The organism is Bradyrhizobium sp. MI1.4 (assembly GCF_055811315.1).
Map to the genome: position 1 here is coordinate 154,924 of NZ_JBVVPP010000006.1, position 19,724 is coordinate 174,647.

General features: G+C 64.4%; 16 protein-coding genes and 1 pseudogene. 9 read left to right on the forward strand and 8 right to left on the reverse strand.

Features of this window, described 5'->3' with window-relative positions; all coding sequences use genetic code 11:
• Positions 1 to 175: 175 nt before the first annotated feature.
• From AC0L23_RS09475 to AC0L23_RS09500, 6 genes are all read left to right on the forward strand, one after another.
• The gene (locus AC0L23_RS09475; RefSeq protein WP_018453144.1) at positions 176 to 1,222 is read left to right on the forward strand and encodes an ABC transporter substrate-binding protein; all 1,047 of its coding nucleotides are present in this window, start codon (positions 176 to 178) and stop codon (positions 1,220 to 1,222) included.
• Positions 1,223 to 1,311: 89 nt separating this feature from the next.
• Positions 1,312 to 3,108: a glucan ABC transporter ATP-binding protein/ permease gene (locus AC0L23_RS09480; RefSeq protein WP_018453143.1), complete on the forward strand. Its 1,797-nt coding sequence runs from the start codon at positions 1,312 to 1,314 to the stop codon at positions 3,106 to 3,108.
• A 202-nt stretch (positions 3,109 to 3,310) separates the two neighbouring features.
• Positions 3,311 to 4,756: a D-alanyl-D-alanine carboxypeptidase family protein gene (locus AC0L23_RS09485; RefSeq protein WP_085361117.1), complete on the forward strand. Its 1,446-nt coding sequence runs from the start codon at positions 3,311 to 3,313 to the stop codon at positions 4,754 to 4,756.
• 190 nt (positions 4,757 to 4,946) lie between these two features.
• Positions 4,947 to 6,632 (forward strand): long-chain fatty acid--CoA ligase, encoded by a 1,686-nt coding sequence (locus tag AC0L23_RS09490; RefSeq protein WP_018453141.1) that lies wholly within the window; start codon positions 4,947 to 4,949, stop codon positions 6,630 to 6,632.
• Positions 6,633 to 6,647: 15 nt separating this feature from the next.
• Positions 6,648 to 7,202 carry a DUF924 family protein gene (locus tag AC0L23_RS09495; RefSeq protein ID WP_018453140.1) on the forward strand — a complete coding sequence of 185 codons (555 nt, stop codon included), beginning with the start codon at positions 6,648 to 6,650 and terminating at the stop codon, positions 7,200 to 7,202.
• A 107-nt stretch (positions 7,203 to 7,309) separates the two neighbouring features.
• Positions 7,310 to 7,795, forward strand: coding sequence for a peroxiredoxin (locus AC0L23_RS09500; protein WP_085361118.1), 486 nt, complete (start codon positions 7,310 to 7,312; stop codon positions 7,793 to 7,795).
• Between the two features lie 169 nt (positions 7,796 to 7,964).
• Here AC0L23_RS09500 and rnhA read toward each other — a convergent pair whose 3' ends face one another.
• The 3 genes from rnhA to ispH are packed head-to-tail and all read right to left on the reverse strand — an operon-like array spanning position 7,965 to position 10,384.
• Entirely contained in the window at positions 7,965 to 8,429 is a 465-nt protein-coding gene (rnhA, locus tag AC0L23_RS09505) for a ribonuclease HI (protein ID WP_018453138.1), read from the reverse strand.
• On the reverse strand, positions 8,426 to 9,409 hold the full coding sequence (locus AC0L23_RS09510; protein WP_018453137.1) for a homoserine kinase: 984 nt from the start codon (positions 9,407 to 9,409) through the stop codon (positions 8,426 to 8,428). The genes rnhA and AC0L23_RS09510 overlap by 4 nt, the downstream gene beginning before the upstream one ends.
• A 6-nt stretch (positions 9,410 to 9,415) precedes the next feature.
• Positions 9,416 to 10,384 (reverse strand): 4-hydroxy-3-methylbut-2-enyl diphosphate reductase, encoded by a 969-nt coding sequence (gene ispH / locus AC0L23_RS09515; RefSeq protein WP_007597506.1) that lies wholly within the window; start codon positions 10,382 to 10,384, stop codon positions 9,416 to 9,418.
• A 253-nt stretch (positions 10,385 to 10,637) separates the two neighbouring features.
• On the opposite strand from ispH, the gene AC0L23_RS09520 reads away from it, so the two are divergent.
• Positions 10,638 to 11,333, forward strand: a complete 696-nt coding sequence (locus tag AC0L23_RS09520) for a DUF1013 domain-containing protein (protein ID WP_007597507.1) — start codon at positions 10,638 to 10,640, stop codon at positions 11,331 to 11,333.
• 119 nt (positions 11,334 to 11,452) lie between these two features.
• Here AC0L23_RS09520 and AC0L23_RS09525 read toward each other — a convergent pair whose 3' ends face one another.
• The 4 genes and pseudogenes from AC0L23_RS09525 to AC0L23_RS09540 form a co-directional block, all read right to left on the reverse strand.
• Positions 11,453 to 11,713 carry a hypothetical protein gene (locus AC0L23_RS09525; protein WP_018453135.1) on the reverse strand — a complete coding sequence of 87 codons (261 nt, stop codon included), beginning with the start codon at positions 11,711 to 11,713 and terminating at the stop codon, positions 11,453 to 11,455.
• A gap of 169 nt (positions 11,714 to 11,882) precedes the next feature.
• Complete coding sequence (locus AC0L23_RS09530; RefSeq protein ID WP_085361119.1) at positions 11,883 to 13,805, reverse strand: propionyl-CoA synthetase; 1,923 nt, start codon at positions 13,803 to 13,805, stop codon at positions 11,883 to 11,885.
• 143 nt (positions 13,806 to 13,948) lie between these two features.
• Positions 13,949 to 15,333, reverse strand: a pseudogene (locus AC0L23_RS09535) (tetratricopeptide repeat protein).
• A gap of 133 nt (positions 15,334 to 15,466) precedes the next feature.
• Positions 15,467 to 16,225 carry a tetratricopeptide repeat protein gene (locus tag AC0L23_RS09540; RefSeq protein ID WP_085384261.1) on the reverse strand — a complete coding sequence of 253 codons (759 nt, stop codon included), beginning with the start codon at positions 16,223 to 16,225 and terminating at the stop codon, positions 15,467 to 15,469.
• Positions 16,226 to 16,320: 95 nt separating this feature from the next.
• Between AC0L23_RS09540 and AC0L23_RS09545 the strand changes: the two genes are divergently transcribed.
• Positions 16,321 to 17,898, forward strand: a complete 1,578-nt coding sequence (locus tag AC0L23_RS09545; protein ID WP_085361121.1) for a cation:proton antiporter — start codon at positions 16,321 to 16,323, stop codon at positions 17,896 to 17,898.
• Between the two features lie 79 nt (positions 17,899 to 17,977).
• A complete protein-coding gene (locus AC0L23_RS09550; protein ID WP_018453130.1) occupies positions 17,978 to 18,748 on the forward strand; it encodes a hypothetical protein in 771 nt (256 codons plus the stop codon).
• Between the two features lie 159 nt (positions 18,749 to 18,907).
• Here the strand turns inward: AC0L23_RS09550 and AC0L23_RS09555 are convergent, their stop codons facing one another.
• Entirely contained in the window at positions 18,908 to 19,714 is an 807-nt protein-coding gene (locus AC0L23_RS09555; protein WP_085361122.1) for an SDR family NAD(P)-dependent oxidoreductase, read from the reverse strand.
• Positions 19,715 to 19,724 lie beyond the last annotated feature (10 nt).

Here is a 19,724-nt window from a genome sequence, read left to right on the forward strand (position 1 = left end):
TCTCAAACACCCGCATCCCATGTTGGGTTCCCCAACCCCAACACAAGCTGAACGGGGTTGCGTGATCGTGACGCAACCGCCGCTCATCCGCCGTTCATGTTGGCGCGAACAAGCTTGTCGCCAGCCGGCGCTCCGAGCGTCACCAAGCCATAACAACACCGGACCGGCGCGACTGATGTTCGAATTCACGACAATTGCTCTTCGCGGTCTGCTGGCCGCTGCAATCTCGCTTGCGGTGCTGACTGCGCGCGATGCTACCGCGGCCGAGACCGTCGTGCCCTCCATTGCGATCCACTTCACCTTCGACCGCCCGATCGATGCGAGCATGGCGCCGTTCTTTCTTGCCGCCAAGGACGGCAGCTTCGGCGCCGAACGTCTCAACGTCTCCTTCAGCAGCGCGGCCGGATCGCCGGAGGCGCTTGCGCGCGTCGCCAAGGGCAACAGCGAGCTCGCGCTCGTCGACATCAACGAGCTGATCCGCTTCCGCGACAAGGATGCGACCCCGGTCAAGGCGGTATTCGTGCTGTTCAACCGCGCGCCCTACGCGATCGTCGCCCGCAGGAGCCGCGGCATCCACCTCCTGCCCGACCTGGACGGCAAAACCGTCGGCGTTGCCGATAGCGATCTGTCGATGCGGCTGTGGCCGGCGCTGGCGCAGCAGAACGGCATCGACACGGCTCACGTGAAATTCCACAAGATCAGCGCCGCGGTGCGCGAGCCGATCCTCTCCGCGGGACAGGTCGATGCCGTCGCCGGCTTCAGCTATCTCTCGGCAGTGAACCTGCGCGACCGCGGCGTGCCAGGCGGCGATCTCGTCGCGCTTCGCTATGCCGATTATGGTTGCGAGGCCTATGGCTTTGCCGTCGTGGTCAACCCGGCTTTCGCCGCGGCCAAGCCGGACACCGTGAAGGGATTCGTCCGCGCATTGATCGCCGGCATCAACGCGACCGTCAAGGACCCGGCGCGTGCGGCGGACGAAGCCGCGAGCCGCATCGACGGCGGCGATCGCGATCTTGAGCTGGAGCGGCTGCGCACCGTCCTCGTCGACAACATCCTGACGGACGAGGTCCGTCGCAACGGCCTCGGCGACATCGACCCGGCGCGCATGGATCGCGCGATCGACCAGATCGGGCAGGATTTCAAATTCCGCAACCGGCCGGCGGCGGGCGACATCTTCGACAGCGGGTTCTTGCCGCCAGTTGCAGGGCGGTTGATCAACTGAGCAAAACCGACAGCTTCCGCTATATCTCACGGGCGATCCCTGATTAGAGTATGCGCTCACTCCGTTCCAGCCGCCCGAGCTCCTCGCCCATGCCCATTCTCCGCCTCTACACCCGCGTTCTCGAGCTGCTCGGTAAGGAGGCACGGCTGGGCTGGCTGCTTGCGGTCGTCAATCTCCTGCTTGCGGGCTCGCAATTCGCCGAACCGGTGCTGTTCGGCCGGATCGTCGATGTGCTCTCCGGCAAGACGGTCGCAGGCTCCAACTCGGCCTGGCCGTTCCTGGTTGCATGGGTCGCGTTCGGACTGTTCACCATCGTCTGCAGCGCGGTCGTAGCGTTGCAGGCCGACCGGCTCTCCCACCGCCAGCGGCAGGCGGTCCTGACGGACTATTTCGAGCACATCCTGCAGCTGCCTCTGACCTTCCATTCGGGCACCCATTCGGGCCGGTTGATGAAGGTGATGCTGAACGGCACAGATGCGCTGTGGCGGTTATGGGTCGGCTTCTTTCGAGAGCATTTTGCCGCGATCCTCTCGGTCGTGGTGCTGCTGCCGCTATCGCTCTACCTGAACTGGCGGCTTGCAATCCTGCTGTTCGTGCTCTGCATCGTCTTCACCGCGCTGACCACCTTCGTGGTGCGCAGAACCTTCGGCATGCAGATGGAGGTGGAGGAGCACTACAGCGAGCTCTCCGCGCGCGCGTCCGACGCCCTTGGCAACGTCGCGCTGGTGCAGAGTTTCGTCCGCGTCGAATCCGAGGTGAAGGGCCTGCGCTCCGTCGCCGACGAGTTGCTAGCGGCGCAAATGCCGGTGCTGTCGTGGTGGGCACTCGTCACCGTCATCACGCGCGCCTCCACCACGATCACCGTGCTCGCGATCTTCACTTTCGGCATCGCGCTGCACGACCAGGGGCTGACCTCTGTCGGCGAGATCGTCATGTTCGTGAGCTTCGCGACGCTTCTGATCCAGAAGCTGGAGCAGGTCGTGAGCTTCATCAACAACGTGTTCATGGAAGCCCCGCGCCTGCGCGAGTTCTTCAACGTGCTCGATGCGGTTCCTGCGGTGCACGACCGGCACGACGCGATCGATGCGGGTCGGCTCTCCGGCCTCGTCGAATTCAACGACGTCACCTTCTCCTATGACGGCAAGCGGCCGGCGGTCGAGGACCTCTCCTTCACCGCGCTTCCCAGCCAGACCATCGCACTGGTCGGCGCGACGGGCGCCGGCAAGTCGACGGCGATTGCGCTGCTGCATCGCGCCTTCGATCCGCAGTCCGGCTTCATCAGGATCGACGGCATGGACGTGCGCGGGGTGACGCTGACATCGCTGCGGCGGAACATCGGCGTGGTCTTTCAGGAGGCGCTGCTGTTCAACCGCTCGATCGCGGAGAATTTGCGCGTCGGCAAGCCGGACGCCACCGAGGCCGAGATGCGCAAGGCGGCGGAGCGCGCGCAGGCGCTCGAATTCATCGAGCGCAGCGGCGGCTTCGAGACCAATGCCGGCGAGCGGGGCCGGATGCTGTCGGGTGGTGAGCGCCAGCGGCTGTCGATCGCACGTGCACTGCTGAAGGATCCGCCGATCCTGATCCTGGACGAGGCGACGAGCGCACTCGACGCCGTCACCGAGGCCAAGGTGAATACCGCTCTCGACGAAGTGATGAAGGGCCGCACCACCTTCGTGATCGCCCACCGTCTCTCCACCATCCGCAATGCCACGCGTATCCTGGTGTTCGAGAACGGGCGCGTGATCGAAAGCGGAACTTTCGATGAACTCGTGGCCAAAGGCGGCCATTTCGCCGACCTCGCCAGGGCTCAATTCATGGTTCAGGAGAACGCACGGGCCAGCGTGACAGCGGCTGAGGCTGCCGCGACGGCCGCCAAGTCGCCTTAACAAGCCGCCTTGGCAAGTCCCCATCGTATCGTCGAAATTCGGCCCATTTCATTGCGGAATACCCGGCTGATGCCCCTATTCCCGACGCACCAGCCGGTATAGGTTTGCGGCGCCGCAAGCGGCGGCGCTGGATTTCAGAACCGAACATCAGATCACGAGAGCCGACCGGAACCGGCGGGTCTCCAAGGACCGGAATCGGATAGTGCACGCTCTTCGCCCGCTGCTTCGTCAATCCCTGTTCAACCTGTTCGCCGCGGCACTCGCGTGTGCCGCGTTGCTCGCGCCGCGCGCGGCGAGCGCCGAAGCGCTGCTCCTGATCGAGGCCGATAGCGGCAAGGTGCTGCAGGCGGAGAACGCGACCATTCCCTGGTATCCGGCTTCCGTCACCAAGATCATGACCGCCTATGTGACGCTGAAGGCGGTCAAGGACGGCAAGCTCACACTCGACACACTGCTCACGGTTTCGCCGACGGCAGCCTCGCAGTCGCCCTCGAAGATGGGCTTTCGCCCGGGAACGCAGCTTACCGTCGACAACGCGCTCAAGATGATGATGGTGAAATCGGCGAACGACATGGCCGTCGTGCTCGCCGAAGGCGTTGGCGGTTCGATCGATGGTTTCTCGGCGCTGATGAACGACACGGCGCAGAAGCTCGGCATGACGCAGACGAGTTACGTCAATCCGAACGGCCTGCCCGCCGACGGACAGATCACCTCCGCGCGGGATCTTGGCATTCTCGCGCGCTCGTTCCTGCGCGACCTGCCCGAGTACGAGTACTTCGTGCACATTCCGGCAATCCGCTTCGGCAAGCGCGTCACCGGCAATTTCAACAAGCTGATCGGCCGCTATCCCGGCGCCGACGGTTTCAAGACCGGCTTCATCTGCGCCTCCGGCTACAATCTCGTCGCGTCGGCCACCCGCAACGGCCGCCGGCTGATCGCCGTCGTGCTGGGCGCCAACTCCGGGACCGCGCGCGCGGTGAAGGCGGCGCAGCTGCTGGAGCGCGGCTTCTCGCAAGATAATCTCACCTGGCTCCGCCCCTCGCTCGGCACCGTTGACAAGCTGGTCCCGGTCGACGCCTCGCCGCCGAACCTGCGTGACGACATGTGCGGCGGCCATCGCAAGCGGCCGGCCAGCGACGATGACGACGCGCTGATCGCGGCCAATGGCGGCACGTCCGGGTCCGCCTCGGCCACCGGCGGCGAAGCCCAAGTCACCTTCTTCACGGCCGGGCTTCAGCCGCCTCTGATGAAGGCCTCCGAGCTGATGGCCTCGGCCCCGGCGGCGGCCGAGCCCGTGCTGGTGTATACCGGTCCGACCCGCACCGGGACCGCCCTGATCGCGGCGGTCGCGGCCGATGCCGACCAGCAGGCCACGCCAAAGCCGCGTGGCAAGAAGTCGCGCGTCGCCAAAAAGCCCGACGCGGCAGACAAGCCGAAGGATGCCAAGACGGCGGCGGCGAAGCCCGATGCCAAGACGGCGGCGGCCGCAAAGCCGGCCGACGGCAAGTCCGCAGCTAAGCCGGCCGGTACCAAGCATGCCGCAGCCAAGCCCGATGCGGTGGCAAAGCCTGCGGTGAGCGGCGAGGCGGCCAAGCCCGCCAAGCCCAAGGCCGCGACCAAGCCCGCCAAGCCCGCCAACAACAGTTAACAGCCGACGCGAGGCGAGACCGCGCCGCACTTCGCAGTTGCGGCAGCGCCATTTGCAAGGATTCCGGTAGCCACTCCCTGACGTTTGTCCTAAGCCTCGACCGCTTGCCACCCGTTCCGGCAGGCTCGATACTGACGGCAACGAGGCAAGCCCGAGACACAACGGGCTCTGGTCAATGAGGGGAGTTTCCATGGAGCGCATCTGGCTTAAGCAATATCCGCCCGGCGTCCCCGCCGATATCGAGCCGACGCAATATTCATCGCTGGTCGACCTCCTGGAGGAGAGCTTCGCCAAGTTCGCCGACCGCAAGGCGTTCATCTGCATGGACAAGTCGATCAGCTATCGCGACCTCGACCAGATGTCGCTGGCGATGGCGTCCTATCTGCAAGGGCGCGGCCTGCAACGCGGCGCCCGCGTCGCGATCATGATGCCGAACGTGCTGCAATATCCGGTCGCGACCGCAGCCGTGCTGCGCGCCGGTTTCGCGGTGGTCAATGTCAATCCGCTCTACACGCCGCGCGAGCTCGAGCACCAGCTCAAGGATTCCGGCGCCGAAGCCATCATCGTGCTCGAGAACTTCGCCCACACCGTCGAGCAGGTGATCGCCAAGACGCAAGTCAAGCACGTCATCGTCGGCAGCATGGGCGACCTGCTCGGCTTCAAGGGAGTGATCGTCAATCTGGTCGTCCGCCGCGTCAAGAAGATGGTGCCGGCATGGTCGCTGCCGGGCGCGGTGTCCTTCAACGACGCGATCTCCGCCGGCCGCTCTCTGGCCTTCAACAAGCCGAAGCTGTCACCCGGCGACGTCGCCTTCCTGCAATATACCGGCGGCACCACCGGCGTGTCCAAGGGCGCCACCCTGCTTCATCGCAACATCGTCGCCAACGTCCTGCAGAACGACGCCTGGCTGCAGCCGGCGATGGCCGCGCCGCCGCATGTCGATCAACTCATGGTCGTTTGCGCGCTGCCGCTCTATCACATCTTCGCGCTGACAGCCTGCTACCTTCTCGCGGTGCGCGCCGGCGGCTGCAATCTCCTGATCCCCAATCCGCGCGACATCCCGGGCTTCATCAAGGAATTGGCGAAGTACCAGGTCAACAACTTCCCTGCCGTGAACACGCTCTACAACGGCCTGATGCATCATCCCGACTTCAAAAAGCTCGACTTCTCCAAGCTGAAGATCTCGAACGGTGGCGGCATGGCGGTGCAGCGCCCCGTCGCCGAGCAGTGGAAGGCCATCACGGGCTGCTCCATCGCCGAAGGCTACGGCCTGTCGGAGACATCTCCGACGCTGACCTGCAACACCACGACCAATCCGGAGTTCAACGGCACTATCGGCATCCCCGTGCCCTCGACCTGGATCTCGATCCGCGACGACGACGGCAACGAGATGCCGCTCGGCCAGCCCGGCGAGATCTGCGCCAAGGGCCCGCAGGTGATGTCGGGCTACTGGAACAGGCCGGAGGAGACGGCCAAGGTGATGACCGCGGACGGCTATTTCCGCACCGGCGACATCGGCATCATGGACGAGAAGGGCTACACCAAGATCGTGGACCGCAAGAAGGACATGATCCTGGTCTCCGGCTTCAACGTCTATCCGAACGAGATCGAGGAAGTGATCGCGAGCAACCCCGGGGTGCTCGAATGCGCCGTCATCGGCATTCCCGATTCCAAGTCGGGGGAGGCGGTGAAGGCGTTCGTGGTCAAGAAGGACCCGAACCTCACGGCGGAGGCCCTGGTCAAGTTCTGCCAGGAGCAGCTGACGGGCTACAAGGTGCCCAAGCACATCGAATTCCGCACCGACCTGCCGAAGACCAATGTCGGCAAGATCCTGCGGCGGCAGCTGCGCGACGAGAAGAAGGCGGAGGCGGCGTAAGCGCCTCTTTCGTTCATGACCGACGACGGCAACATCAGTCCGGCCGGCATCCTCGCCTTCTGGCGCGAGGCCGGCCGCGATGCCTGGTACGAGCGCAACGACGCATTCGACGCGGAGATCAGGCGCCGCTTTCTCGCGCTGTGGCAGAAGGCGGTCGCCGGCGAACTCTCGTCATGGGAGGCGACCGATGAGGGCGCACTCGCGCTCGTCATCGTGCTCGACCAGTTTCCGCGCAACATGTTTCGCGGCACGTCGCAGGCCTTTGCCAGCGATGCGCTGGCGCGCGACGTCGCCCGCCGCGCCATTGCGCGGGGCGCAGATCAAAGGATCGATCCGGTCCTGCTCGAATTCCTCTATTTGCCCTTCATGCATTCCGAGCACCTGCCCGACCAATTGCACTGCGTCGCGCTGTTTCAAAACACCGACAATGCCGAAAATCTGAAATACGCGCGTGAGCACGCCGACATCATCCGGCGGTTTGGCCGCTTCCCCCACCGCAACCATCTGCTCGGCCGCGACACCACCCCGGACGAGCAGGCCTTCCTCGACGGCGGCGGGTTCGCCGGCTGATGACATAACGGTGAAGGGTCCCGCCCTCACCGCCTGCCCTACCGGCAACATTGTGCAGCGCCGCCGCACGGTCTAAAAAGCGGGACCGATTTTCAGGGAGACTGACGATGGCGATCCAGACTGGCGACAAACTGCCCGAGGCGAAATTCCGCGTGATGACGGCCGAAGGCCCGCAGGTGAAGACCACCGACGACATCTTCAAGGGCAAGAAAGTGGCGCTGTTCGCGGTGCCCGGCGCCTATACGGGCACCTGCCACAAGATGCATCTGCCGAGCATTTTCCTCAACGCCTACGCCCTGAAGGACAAGGGCGTCGACACCATCGCCATCGTCTCCGTCAACGACGCCTTCGTCATGAACGCCTGGAAGCGCGATACCGACCAGCGCGACGAGGCCATCTTCCTCGCCGACGGCAATGCCGACTTCACCAAGTCGATCGGCATGGAGCTCGACGCCTCCGGCAACGGTCTCGGCATCCGCTCCAAGCGCTATTCGATGCTGGTCGAGGACGGCGTGGTCAAGAAGCTGAACCTCGAGGCGATGCCCGGCAAGGTCGAGGTGTCCGGCGGCGATACGCTGCTCGGGCAGCTGTAAGCTTTAGACGCCGCTTTCAGCCACAAACGACTCTGTCATGCCCCGCGAAAGCGGGGCATTCAGTATTCCAGAGCAGTTGTTGTTGAATCGAGAGGCCGCTGCGTACTGGATCGCCCGGTCAAGCCGGGCGATGACGGCGGAGCATGAGGAAGGAGCGCCGACCGCGCGCCTACTCCGCCAGCCTCTGCTGCAACCGCGCCTTCACGATCCCGTCGCGCGCGAGCTGGTCGGCGCGTTCGTTCTCGGGATGGCCTGCGTGACCTTTGACCCAGTGCCACCGCACGTCATGGGCCTTCAGCGCGGCATCCAGGCGCTGCCATAGCTCGACATTCTTCACCGGCTTCTTGTCGGCGGTGCGCCAGCCGTTGCGCTTCCAGCCGTGGATCCAGCCGGTAATGCCCTGACGGACATATTGGCTGTCGGTATAGAGATCGACCGTGCACGGCTTCTTCAGCGCTTCCAACGCGGAGATCGCCGCCATCAATTCCATCTGGTTATTGGTGGTGTGGCGCTCACCACCGTTCAGTTCTTTTTCCTTGTCGCCGAACTTCAGGATCGCGCCCCAGCCGCCGGGCCCCGGATTTCCCGAGCAGGCGCCGTCGGTGTAGATCGTGACAATCGGAAGCTCGCTCACGCCACCAGCCCCGACGGCATCAGCCCGTAGTCGCGCACGCTGGAAACGCTCTGGTGGAAGCGCAGCTTGCGGACATATTCCAGCGGATCCTTCGGCCGAACCAGCGCGCCGGGCGGAACGTTGAGCCAGTCGACCAGCCGCGTCAGCAGGAAGCGCATCGCAGCGCCGCGCGCGAGCAGCGGCAGCGCTGCCTCTTCCGGCTCGGACAGCTTTCGCACGCGGCCATAGGCATTGAGGAAGGCCCGCGCCTTGGTGACGTTGAAGGAATGATCCGGCTCGAAGCACCAGGCGTTGAGGCAGATCGCGACATCATAGGCGAGCCAGTCATTGCAGGCGAAAGTGAAGTCGATGATCCCTGACAACTTGTCGCCGAGAAAGAAGACGTTGTCGTTGAAGAGGTCGGCGTGGATCACGCCTTCGGGCAGAAGCGTCGGCCAGACCCCGCTCTCGAGGTAGTCGAGCTCTTGGCTCAGGAACGCGCGCAGGCCGGGCTGCACCTCGTCGGCCCGGTGTGATGCGGCATCGAACAGCGGCCGCCAGCCCGGGACCGACAGCGCGTTCGCACGCCTGATCGCGAAATTCGCGCCGGCCAGATGCATCCTGGCGAGCCCCTCGCCAACGCCGGCGCAATGGACCGCGTTCGGCTTGCGCGGCCAGACGCCTTCGAGAAAGGTGATGATCGCGGCCGACCGGCCCGACAGCTCGCGCAACGCCTCGCCGTCCGTTCCCTTCACCGGCAGCGGGCAGTTGACGCCGTGCTCGGCAAGATGCGTCATCAGCGCGAGGAAGAACGGCAGATCGTTCTTCGCCACGCGCTTCTCATAGAGCGTGAGGATGAACGACCCCTTGGTCGTATGCAGCAGGAAGTTGGAATTTTCGACGCCCTCGGCGATGCCCTTGTAGGAGAGCAACTCGCCGAGATCGTATTGGTTGAGGAAGTCCGCAAGCTCGTCGGCGGCAACGTCGGTGTAGACCGCCATGAACGTCTACTCGGCGGCGGCTTCGGGGCGCACCTGGCGCGGCAGCGGGAAGAACTCGTTCTCTTCCGCGGCCGAGACCGTCTCCACATGCAGCGTGAAGCGCTCGGCGAACGCGTCCATGATCTCCTCGACGATCACTTCCGGTGCCGAGGCACCCGCGGTGATGCCGAGGCTGGTGATGTTCTCGAACCGCTTCCAGTCGATTTCGGTGGCGCGCTGCGCCAGCACGGCGATCGGGCAACCCTCGCGTTCGGCGACTTCGCGCAGGCGCTGCGAGTTCGACGAGTTCGGCGCACCGACCACGATCAGGGCGTCGACCACCGGCGCCACCTTCTTCACCGCGAGCTGGCGGTTGGTGGTGGCGTAGCAGATGTCTTCCTTGTGCGGCCCGTTGATGTTCGGGAAGCGTTCCTTCAGGAGCGCCACGATCTCCGCGGTGTCGTCGATCGACAACGTGGTCTGGGTCACGAAGGCGAGGTTGTTCGGGTCCTTCGGGGCGATGGTCTTGGCGTCCTCGGCAGTCTCGATCAGGGTCACGGCGCCGGTCGGGAGCTGGCCGAGCGTGCCCACCACCTCCGGATGATGGGAATGCCCGATCAGGAAGATCTCGCGGCCGCGCTTGAAATGGATCGCGGCCTCGCGGTGCACCTTGGTGACCAGGGGGCAGGTCGCATCCAGCGAGAACAAATTGCGGGAGGTGGCGTCGGCCGGGACCGATTTCGGCACGCCATGGGCCGAGAACACCACCGGCGCGGTGGTGTTTTCCGGGATCTCGGCGAGTTCCTCGACGAAGATCGCGCCCTTCTTCTTCAACCCATCGACGACGTATTTATTGTGCACAATCTCGTGGCGAACATAGACGGGGGCGCCGTATTTATCGAGCGCCCGTTCCACGGTGTCGATCGCCCGGACCACCCCGGCGCAGAAGCCACGGGGAGAACAAAGCACGATCTTGAGGTCTGGTTTGGCTGACATTGAGCGATCTCGGGACCGAATCACCTCGCCAAATGGGCGGGAAGCGGTCGATGGATGAACAGGGCTTGGGTACGGTCTTACAGAGACTTCAGAGGGAATTGGGCCCCCTTTCGGGCGCTGTCAAGGCACTATCTATAGCAGAACCATTGCGTGGCTAGCCCCTCCGGGCTTATATAGCGCGAATTCCCAGTCATCGCTGATGACCACCGGTTTCGCCTCCAAAGGGGTGGGCGAAGCACAAAGGAGATTTGCCATGAGCAACGCACCTCTGATGCCCAAGGCGACCGCCGTCTGGCTGCTCGACAATACCGCGCTGACCTTCGATCAGGTCGCCGATTTCACCAAAATGCACCCCCTCGAGGTGCGCGCGATCGCCGATGGCGACGCCGCCCAGGGCATCAAGGGCATGGATCCCCTTTCCAATGGCCAGCTGACCCGCGAGGAAATCGAGAAGGGCGAGAACAACCCGGACTACCGGCTCCGCCTCCAGGAGAGCAAGGTGGTGCTGCCGCCGCAGCCCAAGCGCAAGGGCCCGCGCTACACCCCGGTCTCGCGCCGCCACGAACGCCCGAGCGCCATCCTCTGGCTGCTGCGCAACCATCCCGAGCTCAAGGACGCCCAGATCATGCGCCTGGTCGGCACGACCAAGAGTACGATCGCGAGTGTCCGCGATCGCACCCACTGGAACACCTCCCAGCTGACGCCGATCGATCCCGTCACCCTCGGCCTCTGCTCGCAGATCGAGCTCGATTTCGAGGTCGCGCGCGCGGCGAAGGAAAAGCCGATCGACGCAGCCTATGGCGGCGCCACTTTGCTGCCGGCCTCAGAAACCACCAAGAAGGACGAGTACGAACCCGCGGAGAGGTCCAGCGACGATCTCAACGTCGATGCTGTGTTCGCCAAGCTGAAGACGCTCGGCGGCAAGAAGCAGGACCAGGAGGAGGAGTAATCCTTCCACTTCAGTCGTCATCGAATGCAAACGCGGCGGGGAAACTCGCCGCGTTTTTAGTCTGACGCAAGAAGCTTCAGCAACCTCGTCATTGCGAGCGCAGCGGCGCAGCGCAGCCTTTATGGCCGGTCCGGATGGTTCAGCATGTATTCGCCGAGGTCGCGCTGGCGGCGGTCGGCGCGGGTGGTCGCGGAACTGCGCTGGACGTCGCGGTCCTTGCGGCACGCCACGTATTCGGGCGATCCGGCCGCATAGCCGCGGCTCTGGCAGACCGCGTCGTCATCATCGCCGCCCATCGCCACCGGCGTCTGGTAGCGCGCGGAGCAGGCGGAGAGAATGAGGCCCGCAAATGCAATCGCTAGAAACGGCTTCGAATTCATGGCAGGCCCTTCATCCTCATGGTGAGGAGCCCGCGCAGCGGGCGTCTCGAACCATGCAGGCCAAGCTGCCGCAGCGGGGCCTTTCATCCTTCGAGACGCGCGCCAGGCGCGCTCCTCAGGATGAGGATTGAGCGGAAAAATGCGGCCTATTCAAGCCCCATTGCAAACCTCACACCCGCCCCTTCAGCGCATCGCCGATCTCGTCCAGCACCTTGGGGTCCTCGATCGTCGCCGGCATGGTCCAAGCTTCACCATCTGCGATCTTCTTGATCGTGCCGCGCAAGATCTTTCCGGATCGCGTCTTGGGCAGGCGGCCGACGGTGATGGCGAGCTTGAACGCGGCAACGGGACCGAGCTTGTCGCGCACCAGCGCGACGATCTCCTTCTCGATCTCGGCCGGGGCCCGTTTCACACCCGCCTTGAGCACCAGGAAGCCGCAGGGCACCTCGCCCTTGATCGCGTCCTTGACGCCGAGCACGGCGCATTCAGCGACATCGGGATGCGAAGCCAGGATCTCCTCCATGCCGCCGGTGGAGAGCCGATGGCCGGCGACGTTGATGATGTCGTCGGTGCGGCCCATGACGAAGACATAGCCGTCGTCGTCCTTGTAGCCGGCATCCGACGTTTTGTAGTAGCCGGGGAATTCGGTGAGATAGGCTTCCTTGAACCGTTCGTCCTGATTCCACAGCGTCGGCAGACAGCCCGGCGGCATCGGAAGCTTGATGACGATCGAACCCATGGTGTTCGGACCGACCGGCTTTGCCGCTTCGTCGACCACGTCGACCTGATAGCCCGGCATCGGCACCGTCGGCGACCCGTGCTTCACCGGCAGCTGACCTAAGCCAACCGGATTGCCGGCGATGCACCAGCCGGTTTCGGTCTGCCACCAATGGTCGATCACAGGCACTTTCAACTGCTGCTCCGCCCATTCCACCGTCGGCGGATCGGCGCGCTCGCCGGCCAGGAACAGCGTGCGGAACGTCGAGAGGTCGTATTGCCGGATGAATTTTCCTTCCGGATCTTCTTTCCGGATCGCGCGGAACGCGGTCGGCGCAGTAAAGAAGGCGACGGCCTTGTGCTCGCTGATCACGCGCCAGAACGCGCCGGCATCGGGCGTGCCGACCGGCTTGCCCTCATACATGATCGAGGTCGCGCCATGCAGCAGCGGGCCGTAGACGATGTAGCTGTGGCCGACCACCCAGCCGATGTCGGAGCCGCACCACCAGACCTCGCCCGGCTTGACGCCATAAAGGTTGAACATGGACCATTTCACCGCGACGAGATGGCCGCCATTGTCGCGCACGACACCCTTGGGAATGCCGGTCGTGCCTGACGTATAGAGGATGTAGAGCGGATCGGTAGCGGCGACGGGCACACAAGGCGCCTTCTTGCCGTCGTTCATCGCCTTGCGGCGCAGGCCCGCCCAATCATAGTCGCGGCCGGGCGTGAGGGCGCAGACGAGCTGCGGACGTTGCAGCACGATGCAGGCCTTCGGCTTTGCCCCCGCAAGCCTGATCGCCTCGTCGAGCAGCGGCTTGTACCGCACGATCCGGCCGGGCTCGATGCCGCAACTCGCCGACAGAATCAACTTTGGCTGCGCATCGTCGATGCGGGTGGCGAGCTCTTTCGCGGCAAAGCCACCGAACACCACGGAGTGCACCGCGCCAATGCGCGCGCAGGCGAGCATCGCGACGACGGCCTCGGGGACCATCGGCATATACAGGATGACGCGATCGCCCTTGGCGACACCAAAATCCTGCATGATGGCGGCAAGCGCCTGCACTTCGGCCAGCAGTTCGGCGTAGGTGAATTTGGTGACGCTATTTGCCAGCGGCGAATCATGGATCAGCGCGACCTGGTCGGCGCGGCCGCGTTCGACCTGACGGTCAAGCGCGTTGTAGCAGGTGTTGACGACGCCACCGCTGAACCAGCGGCCGTAGACGCCTTGCGAGGGATCGAATATCTTTTTCGGTGGCTCGATCCAGTCGATCTCCTTGGCCACCTCGGCCCAAAAGCCCTTGGGGTCAGCCAGCGAGCGCGCATAAACCTCGTGATAGAGACTTTTTCCGTCGATGTTTCCTCGGACGTTCATTCCCGCGCTCCCGTTCCCTTATTCGCCTGGCCTTGACCTTGTTGCAGGACAGACGTCCCGCCATGACAGGGATCAAGTACCGGCCTTGTTTGAGGGGTATTTTCCCGGGAACGGGCCGCGGTTCAAGCTGAAAAGGACAATGCTCAGCTATCCATCGCATTCAGCCGCTGCAGCCGCTCCTGCATGACCTTCCTGAGATCATAGCCGGGGCGGCCGAAGCTCGTATTGCGGGTGGTGAGGAAATCGCGCTGGGTGCGACGGAGGCCGCCGGCGAAGCGGGACCCGGCCGATTTCAGCACGCGCTCGTAGGTCTCGGCGATCTGGCGATCGAGCACCCCCAGCTGCGGATCGGCACAAATCACCTTCTCAACCTCGCGCTTCGCAGTGGCACAATCGAACGACGGGCCATTGCCGGAATTCGCCGCGAGTGGCCGCAGCGGCTCGCCGCCGAATTTCGCAATCTCCGCGATCATGGCACGGCGGCCGGCGGCGGCGTTGTCGTTGCCGGATCGAGCCGCAGCGCGGTCTCATAGTCGGCCAGCGCCTTCCTGCGTTCGCCCATCTTCTTGTAGAGCACGGCGCGGTTATTGTAGGTCTGCGCGAAATTCGGATCCAGTTTCAGCGCGGCCTCGTAATCGCTCAGCGCCGCGCCAAGCTCGCCCTTGAGGTGGTAGGAATCGCCGCGGTTTGTGAAGAAATTCGGCCGCGGTGCCAGCCGGAGCGCCTGATCGTAATCGGCAATCGCCTTGTCGTACTCCCCCATCGCGGCCAGCGCCAGCCCGCGATTATCGTAATATTCGGGCACCTTCGGATCGAGCCGGATCGCCTCGCCGTCGTCGGCAACCGACTTGTCGAGCTGGCCGAGCTTCTTGTAGGCGGCGCCACGATTGGTGTAGCTGCGCGGCCGGTTCGGATCGAGCCGCAACGCCTCGCTGAGATCGCGGATCGCCTTCTCGTTGTCGCCGCCGAGATAATAGGTCACGCCGCGGTCGGACCAGGCCTGTGCATTGTCAGGCTTCAGCCTGATCGCCTGGTCGTAATCGGCAAGCGCGCGGTCGAGCCGGTGCTGGTTGGTGTAGACGACGCCGCGCAGCTCGTAAGATTCCGAATCCTGCGGATCGAGCTCGATGGCCTTGCTGAGGTCCGCCGCGGCGCGGTTGAGATCGCCGCCGGCCTCGCGCAGGAGATCGCCACGCAGGCGCCAGGCTTTTGCGTTCTTGCCATCGAGTGCGATGGCGCGATCGATATCTCGCAGCGCCTGCGTGAGGCCGCCCGAGGTTCGCGCATTGGCGTCGGCGCGCACCAGCAATGCCGCGGCGCGATCGAGGGATGGATTCGAGGCCTGGTCGATGATGGCGCTGCAGGCCGGGATCAGCTCAGCCGGAGCGGCCTTGCTCCCGATTACGCAATCGACGCCGGCCGAAGCAGAGGCGACGAGAACGACGCTCATTGCCGCGCTGAGCAGGAGCGAGCGAAACGAGATTTTTGCAAACGAGAGCATTTGCGCGGAAGGATGCGTGCCGCACATGGCATAGGGCTCCGGGACATCAGGCTTTCACCATTGTCGCGGCAGCCAAAGAATCGGTTCAAATCGAGGCGTGCCAGCGGCGCACCGATCCCTTCCCTCCTTCGTCCCGCTCTTACGAGCGAGACGAGGAGCCTCAATACCCGTCCACCCCGTTGAGCCGCTGCAGCCGCTCCTGCATCGCCTTCTTCAAATCGTACCCCGGCCGGCCGAACCCGGCGTTGCGGCGGGCGATGAAATCGTCCTGCTCGCGCTGAAGCGCCTTCGCTTCGCCTGCATTGCGGGCTTCGCGCAACACGCGCGCGTTGGCGGCAAAGACCTCACGGTCGAGATCAGCGAGCTCGCGGTTGGCGCAGATCGCCTTCTCGACGGGACGGCGCGCACCCTTGCAAATGAAGCTGGGCTTGCCCGCGACCGCCATCTGCGCGCCGATCCGCTCGATCTCGCGCGCCATCGCCTTGTTATTGACCTTGGCCTTCTCGTGGTTCGGATCGATCTTCAACGCTGCGCCGAAATCCTGCACCGCCTTGGGCTTGTCGCCCTTCCTTAGCCAGAGCTCGCCCCGCGCGTTGAAGATATCGGCAAGACCGGAATCGAGCTCCAGCGCGCGGCTGTCGTCGGCGATCGCGCGGTCGACTTGGTCGTGCCGCGCATAAAGCCCGCCGCGCGCGATCAGCGCCCTGATCAGGTCGCCTTTCGCCGTCTTCTCGTTGTCGATCACGGCAGCGCAGGCCGTGGCGGCCTTGTCAATGTCGTCGGCTGCGGCGGCCGCGAGGCACGGCGCGATGTCGACCTGCGGCACCGCGGCCGGCTCGCCGCCGGTCGCAGCATGAGCCGCAACGAACGAGAGCGCAAAGAGCAACCCGGCGCCGGACCATTGAATGAGAAAACGCATGCTCGCCACAGTTGGAAAGTCTTGAGTTAAGGTCCGCCTTGAGGTCTTGCCTTGGGGCTGCATCATCCATCATACGACCGGATTGGTGCTAGCTTGTGGCGCCGCTCAAATCGGGTTCGGGGATCAACGTGTCGACATTCGAATGGATCATCGTGCTTCTGCTCGGCGCCGTTGCATTATCGGCGCTGGCGCGGCGGATCAAGGTCCCCTACCCGACCTTTCTCGCAATCGGGGGCGCACTGATCGCCTTTGTGCCGTCGAGCCCGTCCTGGACGCTGGAGCCCGACCTGGCGTTGGCTCTTTTTGTCGCACCGGTCCTGCTCGATGCCGCCTTCGACACCTCGCTGCGCGATCTCCGCAACAATTGGGTTCCGGTCTCCACCCTCGTCGTCGCCGCGGTCGGCTTGACCACGGCCGCTGTGGCCTACGTCGCGCACCGGCTGATGCCTGATATGCCCTGGGCCGCCGCGGTTGCGCTCGGCGCCATCGTGGCCCCGCCGGACGCGGCCGCCGCGGTCGCGATCCTGAGCCAGGTGAAGCTGCCTCACCGCATGGTGAAGGTCCTGGAAGGCGAGAGCCTGCTCAACGACGCGACCGCGCTCCTGATCTATCGCATCGCCGTCGGAGCGATCGCCACCGAGCATCTGGCATGGAGCCAGGTCGCGCCAACCATGGCTCTGGCGCTGGTCGGCAGCGTCGTTGCCGGCTATCTCGCCGCGCGAGTCATGCCACTGGTGATCGTGCAGATCACGGAGGCTCCCAGTTCGATCATCATGCAATTCGCCACTACCTTCATGGTCTGGATCGGCGCTGAACATCTCGGCCTCTCCGGCATCCTCACCATCGTCGTGTACGCCATCACGATGGCACGCGCTGCACCCGCTCGCATGCCGGCGCGGTTGCGGGTGCCGTCCTACGCGGTGTGGGATACGATGGTGTTCGTGCTCAACGTGCTCGCGTTCATGCTGATCGGCATGCAGATGCGACCGATCTGGACGCGGCTGGACGCGGACGTGCGCTGGGACTATTGCCTGGCCGCCGCCTGGATCCTGCTCACCGTGGTCCTGGTCCGGTTGGCCTGGGTCACGCTCTACCGCACGACGCTACGCACGCTGGTGGCGCACGGGATCTATCACCCCAAGGATCCGAAGCAGGTCGCCTCCGCCAAGGGCGGCCTCATCATCTCCTGGTGTGGCATGCGCGGCCTCGTCACGCTCGCCACCGCCTTTGCCTTGCCGGAAAACTTTCCGCATCGTGACTTCATCGTCTTCTCGGCGTTTGCGGTCGTGCTCGGCACGCTGGTCGTGCAGGGCCTGACCTTGCGGCCGCTGATCCTGGCGTTCGGCCTCAAGGACGACGATCCCGTCGGCATCGAGGTCGCGCGCGCCCGCGCCGTCGCCTATCGCGCGGCGCTCGACGCGATCGAGGACGATCCGTCGGAGGAAGCCGAAATCCTGCGGCTCGAATATCGTGCCATCCTGATGCAGGCCGACGACGATCCCCATGGTGGCATCACCAACGGCGAATTGCCCGCCGATCCGCTGCGCCGCCGCGCCATCGAAGCCGCGCGAAAATCGATCTTCGACCTCCGGGCCACCGAGGTGATCGGTGACGACGCGTTTCACAGGGTCGAGGAGGAGCTCGATCGCGCGGAACTGAGCGCGGGGGGTTAGATTTTCGTCATCCCGACAAGCACCCTGCACAGGTGGCTAGGGGTTTGAACCAAACGCCGCCTCTCCAGACTCATCCCTCATGACGACCCTGATCGACGACCGTCGTGTGCGCGCGCGAGATGCGTCGCCCGCACGATATTTCTATCTCCACATGGCACTGGCCTGCGCGGCCACCGCCTTTCTCGGCTTCGCACCGACCTATTTTGTGCCGCTCGCGAACCGGACATTGTCCGCAAGCCCCGTCATTCATTTCCACGGCCTGTTGTTCTTCACCTGGTCTCTCTATTTCGTGATCCAGACGTGGCTCGCCGCCTCAGGCCGCATGGTCAATCACCGTGCGCTCGGCATAGCCGGCGTTTCGCTCGCGACCGCGATGACGATCTTCGGCTTCCTCGCCTCCGTCCATGTGATGCAGCATTCCGCGGCGCTCGGCCAGAAAGAGGCCGGCATCGCCTTCTCGATCGTGCCGATGAGCGGGATCGCGTTCTTCGCTGGTGTATTCGTGCTCGCGATCATGAACACGCGAAAGCCGGAGATTCACAAACGCCTGATGCTGCTCGCGGCGGTCTCCATCCTCGATGCCGCGATCGCGCGCTGGTTTCTCACTTTCCTCGCGCCTTCGGGACCGCCAGGGCCGCCGCCGGTGCCCGTCACCATCGCGCCCGCGATGGTCGCTTCGCTGCTGCTCGTCGTCGCCATGGTACGCGACTGGCGCACCGCGGGCCGAGTGCATCCAGTCTACATCACCGGCACGCTCGCGCTGCTGGCGGTGAAGGTGCTGAACTGGCCGATCAGCGAAACGGCGGCATGGCATTCATTCGCCGGCGGGATTCTGGCGCTGGCGCAATGATGTCGTCCTGGCGAAAGCCAGGACCCATTACCCCGAATGCCGAATGTTGAAGTAGCCGGAGCCGCCAGCCTTCGTCAAACTTCTCCCTGGGGTTATGGGTCCTAGATCAGCGCTCGTTACGCTCGCTTGTCCAGGACGACGGCGAACACGGAACGACGCCTAGGCCCCCGCCTTGCACGTGATCCCGCCGTCCACCACGAGCTCGATGCCCGTCACATATTTCGCTTCGTCCGAGGCCAGGAACAGCGCGGCGTTGGCGACGTCGAAAGCGTCGCCCATGTGGCCCATCGGCACTTGCGCATCGCGCGCCCGCCACATCGCTTCAACATCGCCCTTGGCATAGCTGTTCGCAAGACCTGCGGAATGTTCCACCATCGGCGTCTTCATCAGGCCGGGCAGGATCGCGTTGACGCGGACATAGTGGCGCGCGAACTCGATCGCGGTGGTGCGGGTCATCTGGTTCATCGCCGCCTTCGAGGTGCCGTACGTGACGTAGGAGATGCCCATGTGGCGGATCGAAGCGATCGAGGAGATGTTGATGATCGAGCCACCGCCCTGTTTCACCATCACGGGGATGACGTGCTTCATGGCGAAATAGGCGCTCTTGAGGTTGACGCTGAAGACCCGGTCCCAACTTTCCTCGGTCACTTCGACCACGCTGCCCATCTCGGCGATGCCGACATTGTTGTCGAGCACGTCGATGCGGCCGTAGGCCTTGAGGCATGCCGCGACCATCGCCTCGACCTCGCGCGCATGCGAGACGTCGGCCGTGAACGCGCTCGCCTGGCCGCCTTCGTCCGCGATGATCTTCGCGGTCTCCTCGGCGGCCGCGCCGTTGCGATCGACGCAAAACACCTGCGCACCCTGGCGGGCAAAGGTGACCGCGGTGGCCTTGCCGTTGCCCCAACCAGGCCCGATCGAGCCGGCACCCACCACCATCGCAACCTTGCCCGTGAGCCGACCCATCGCGTGTCTC

Excerpts from the sequence above, each read along its gene's own strand:
- AC0L23_RS09475 (WP_018453144.1), top strand. The coding sequence starts at position 176 with ATGTTCGAATTCACGACAATTGCTCTTCGCGGTCTGCTGGCCGCTGCA.
- AC0L23_RS09480 (WP_018453143.1), top strand. The coding sequence starts at position 1,312 with ATGCCCATTCTCCGCCTCTACACCCGCGTTCTCGAGCTGCTCGGTAAG.
- AC0L23_RS09490 (WP_018453141.1), top strand. The coding sequence starts at position 4,947 with ATGGAGCGCATCTGGCTTAAGCAATATCCGCCCGGCGTCCCCGCCGAT.
- AC0L23_RS09495 (WP_018453140.1), top strand. The coding sequence starts at position 6,648 with ATGACCGACGACGGCAACATCAGTCCGGCCGGCATCCTCGCCTTCTGG.
- AC0L23_RS09500 (WP_085361118.1), top strand. The coding sequence starts at position 7,310 with ATGGCGATCCAGACTGGCGACAAACTGCCCGAGGCGAAATTCCGCGTG.
- AC0L23_RS09510 (WP_018453137.1), bottom strand. The coding sequence starts at position 9,409 with ATGGCGGTCTACACCGACGTTGCCGCCGACGAGCTTGCGGACTTCCTC.
- ispH (WP_007597506.1), bottom strand. The coding sequence starts at position 10,384 with ATGTCAGCCAAACCAGACCTCAAGATCGTGCTTTGTTCTCCCCGTGGC.
- AC0L23_RS09520 (WP_007597507.1), top strand. The coding sequence starts at position 10,638 with ATGAGCAACGCACCTCTGATGCCCAAGGCGACCGCCGTCTGGCTGCTC.
- AC0L23_RS09525 (WP_018453135.1), bottom strand. The coding sequence starts at position 11,713 with ATGAATTCGAAGCCGTTTCTAGCGATTGCATTTGCGGGCCTCATTCTC.
- AC0L23_RS09530 (WP_085361119.1), bottom strand. The coding sequence starts at position 13,805 with ATGAACGTCCGAGGAAACATCGACGGAAAAAGTCTCTATCACGAGGTT.
- AC0L23_RS09540 (WP_085384261.1), bottom strand. The coding sequence starts at position 16,225 with ATGCGTTTTCTCATTCAATGGTCCGGCGCCGGGTTGCTCTTTGCGCTC.
- AC0L23_RS09550 (WP_018453130.1), top strand. The coding sequence starts at position 17,978 with ATGACGACCCTGATCGACGACCGTCGTGTGCGCGCGCGAGATGCGTCG.
- AC0L23_RS09555 (WP_085361122.1), bottom strand. The coding sequence starts at position 19,714 with ATGGGTCGGCTCACGGGCAAGGTTGCGATGGTGGTGGGTGCCGGCTCG.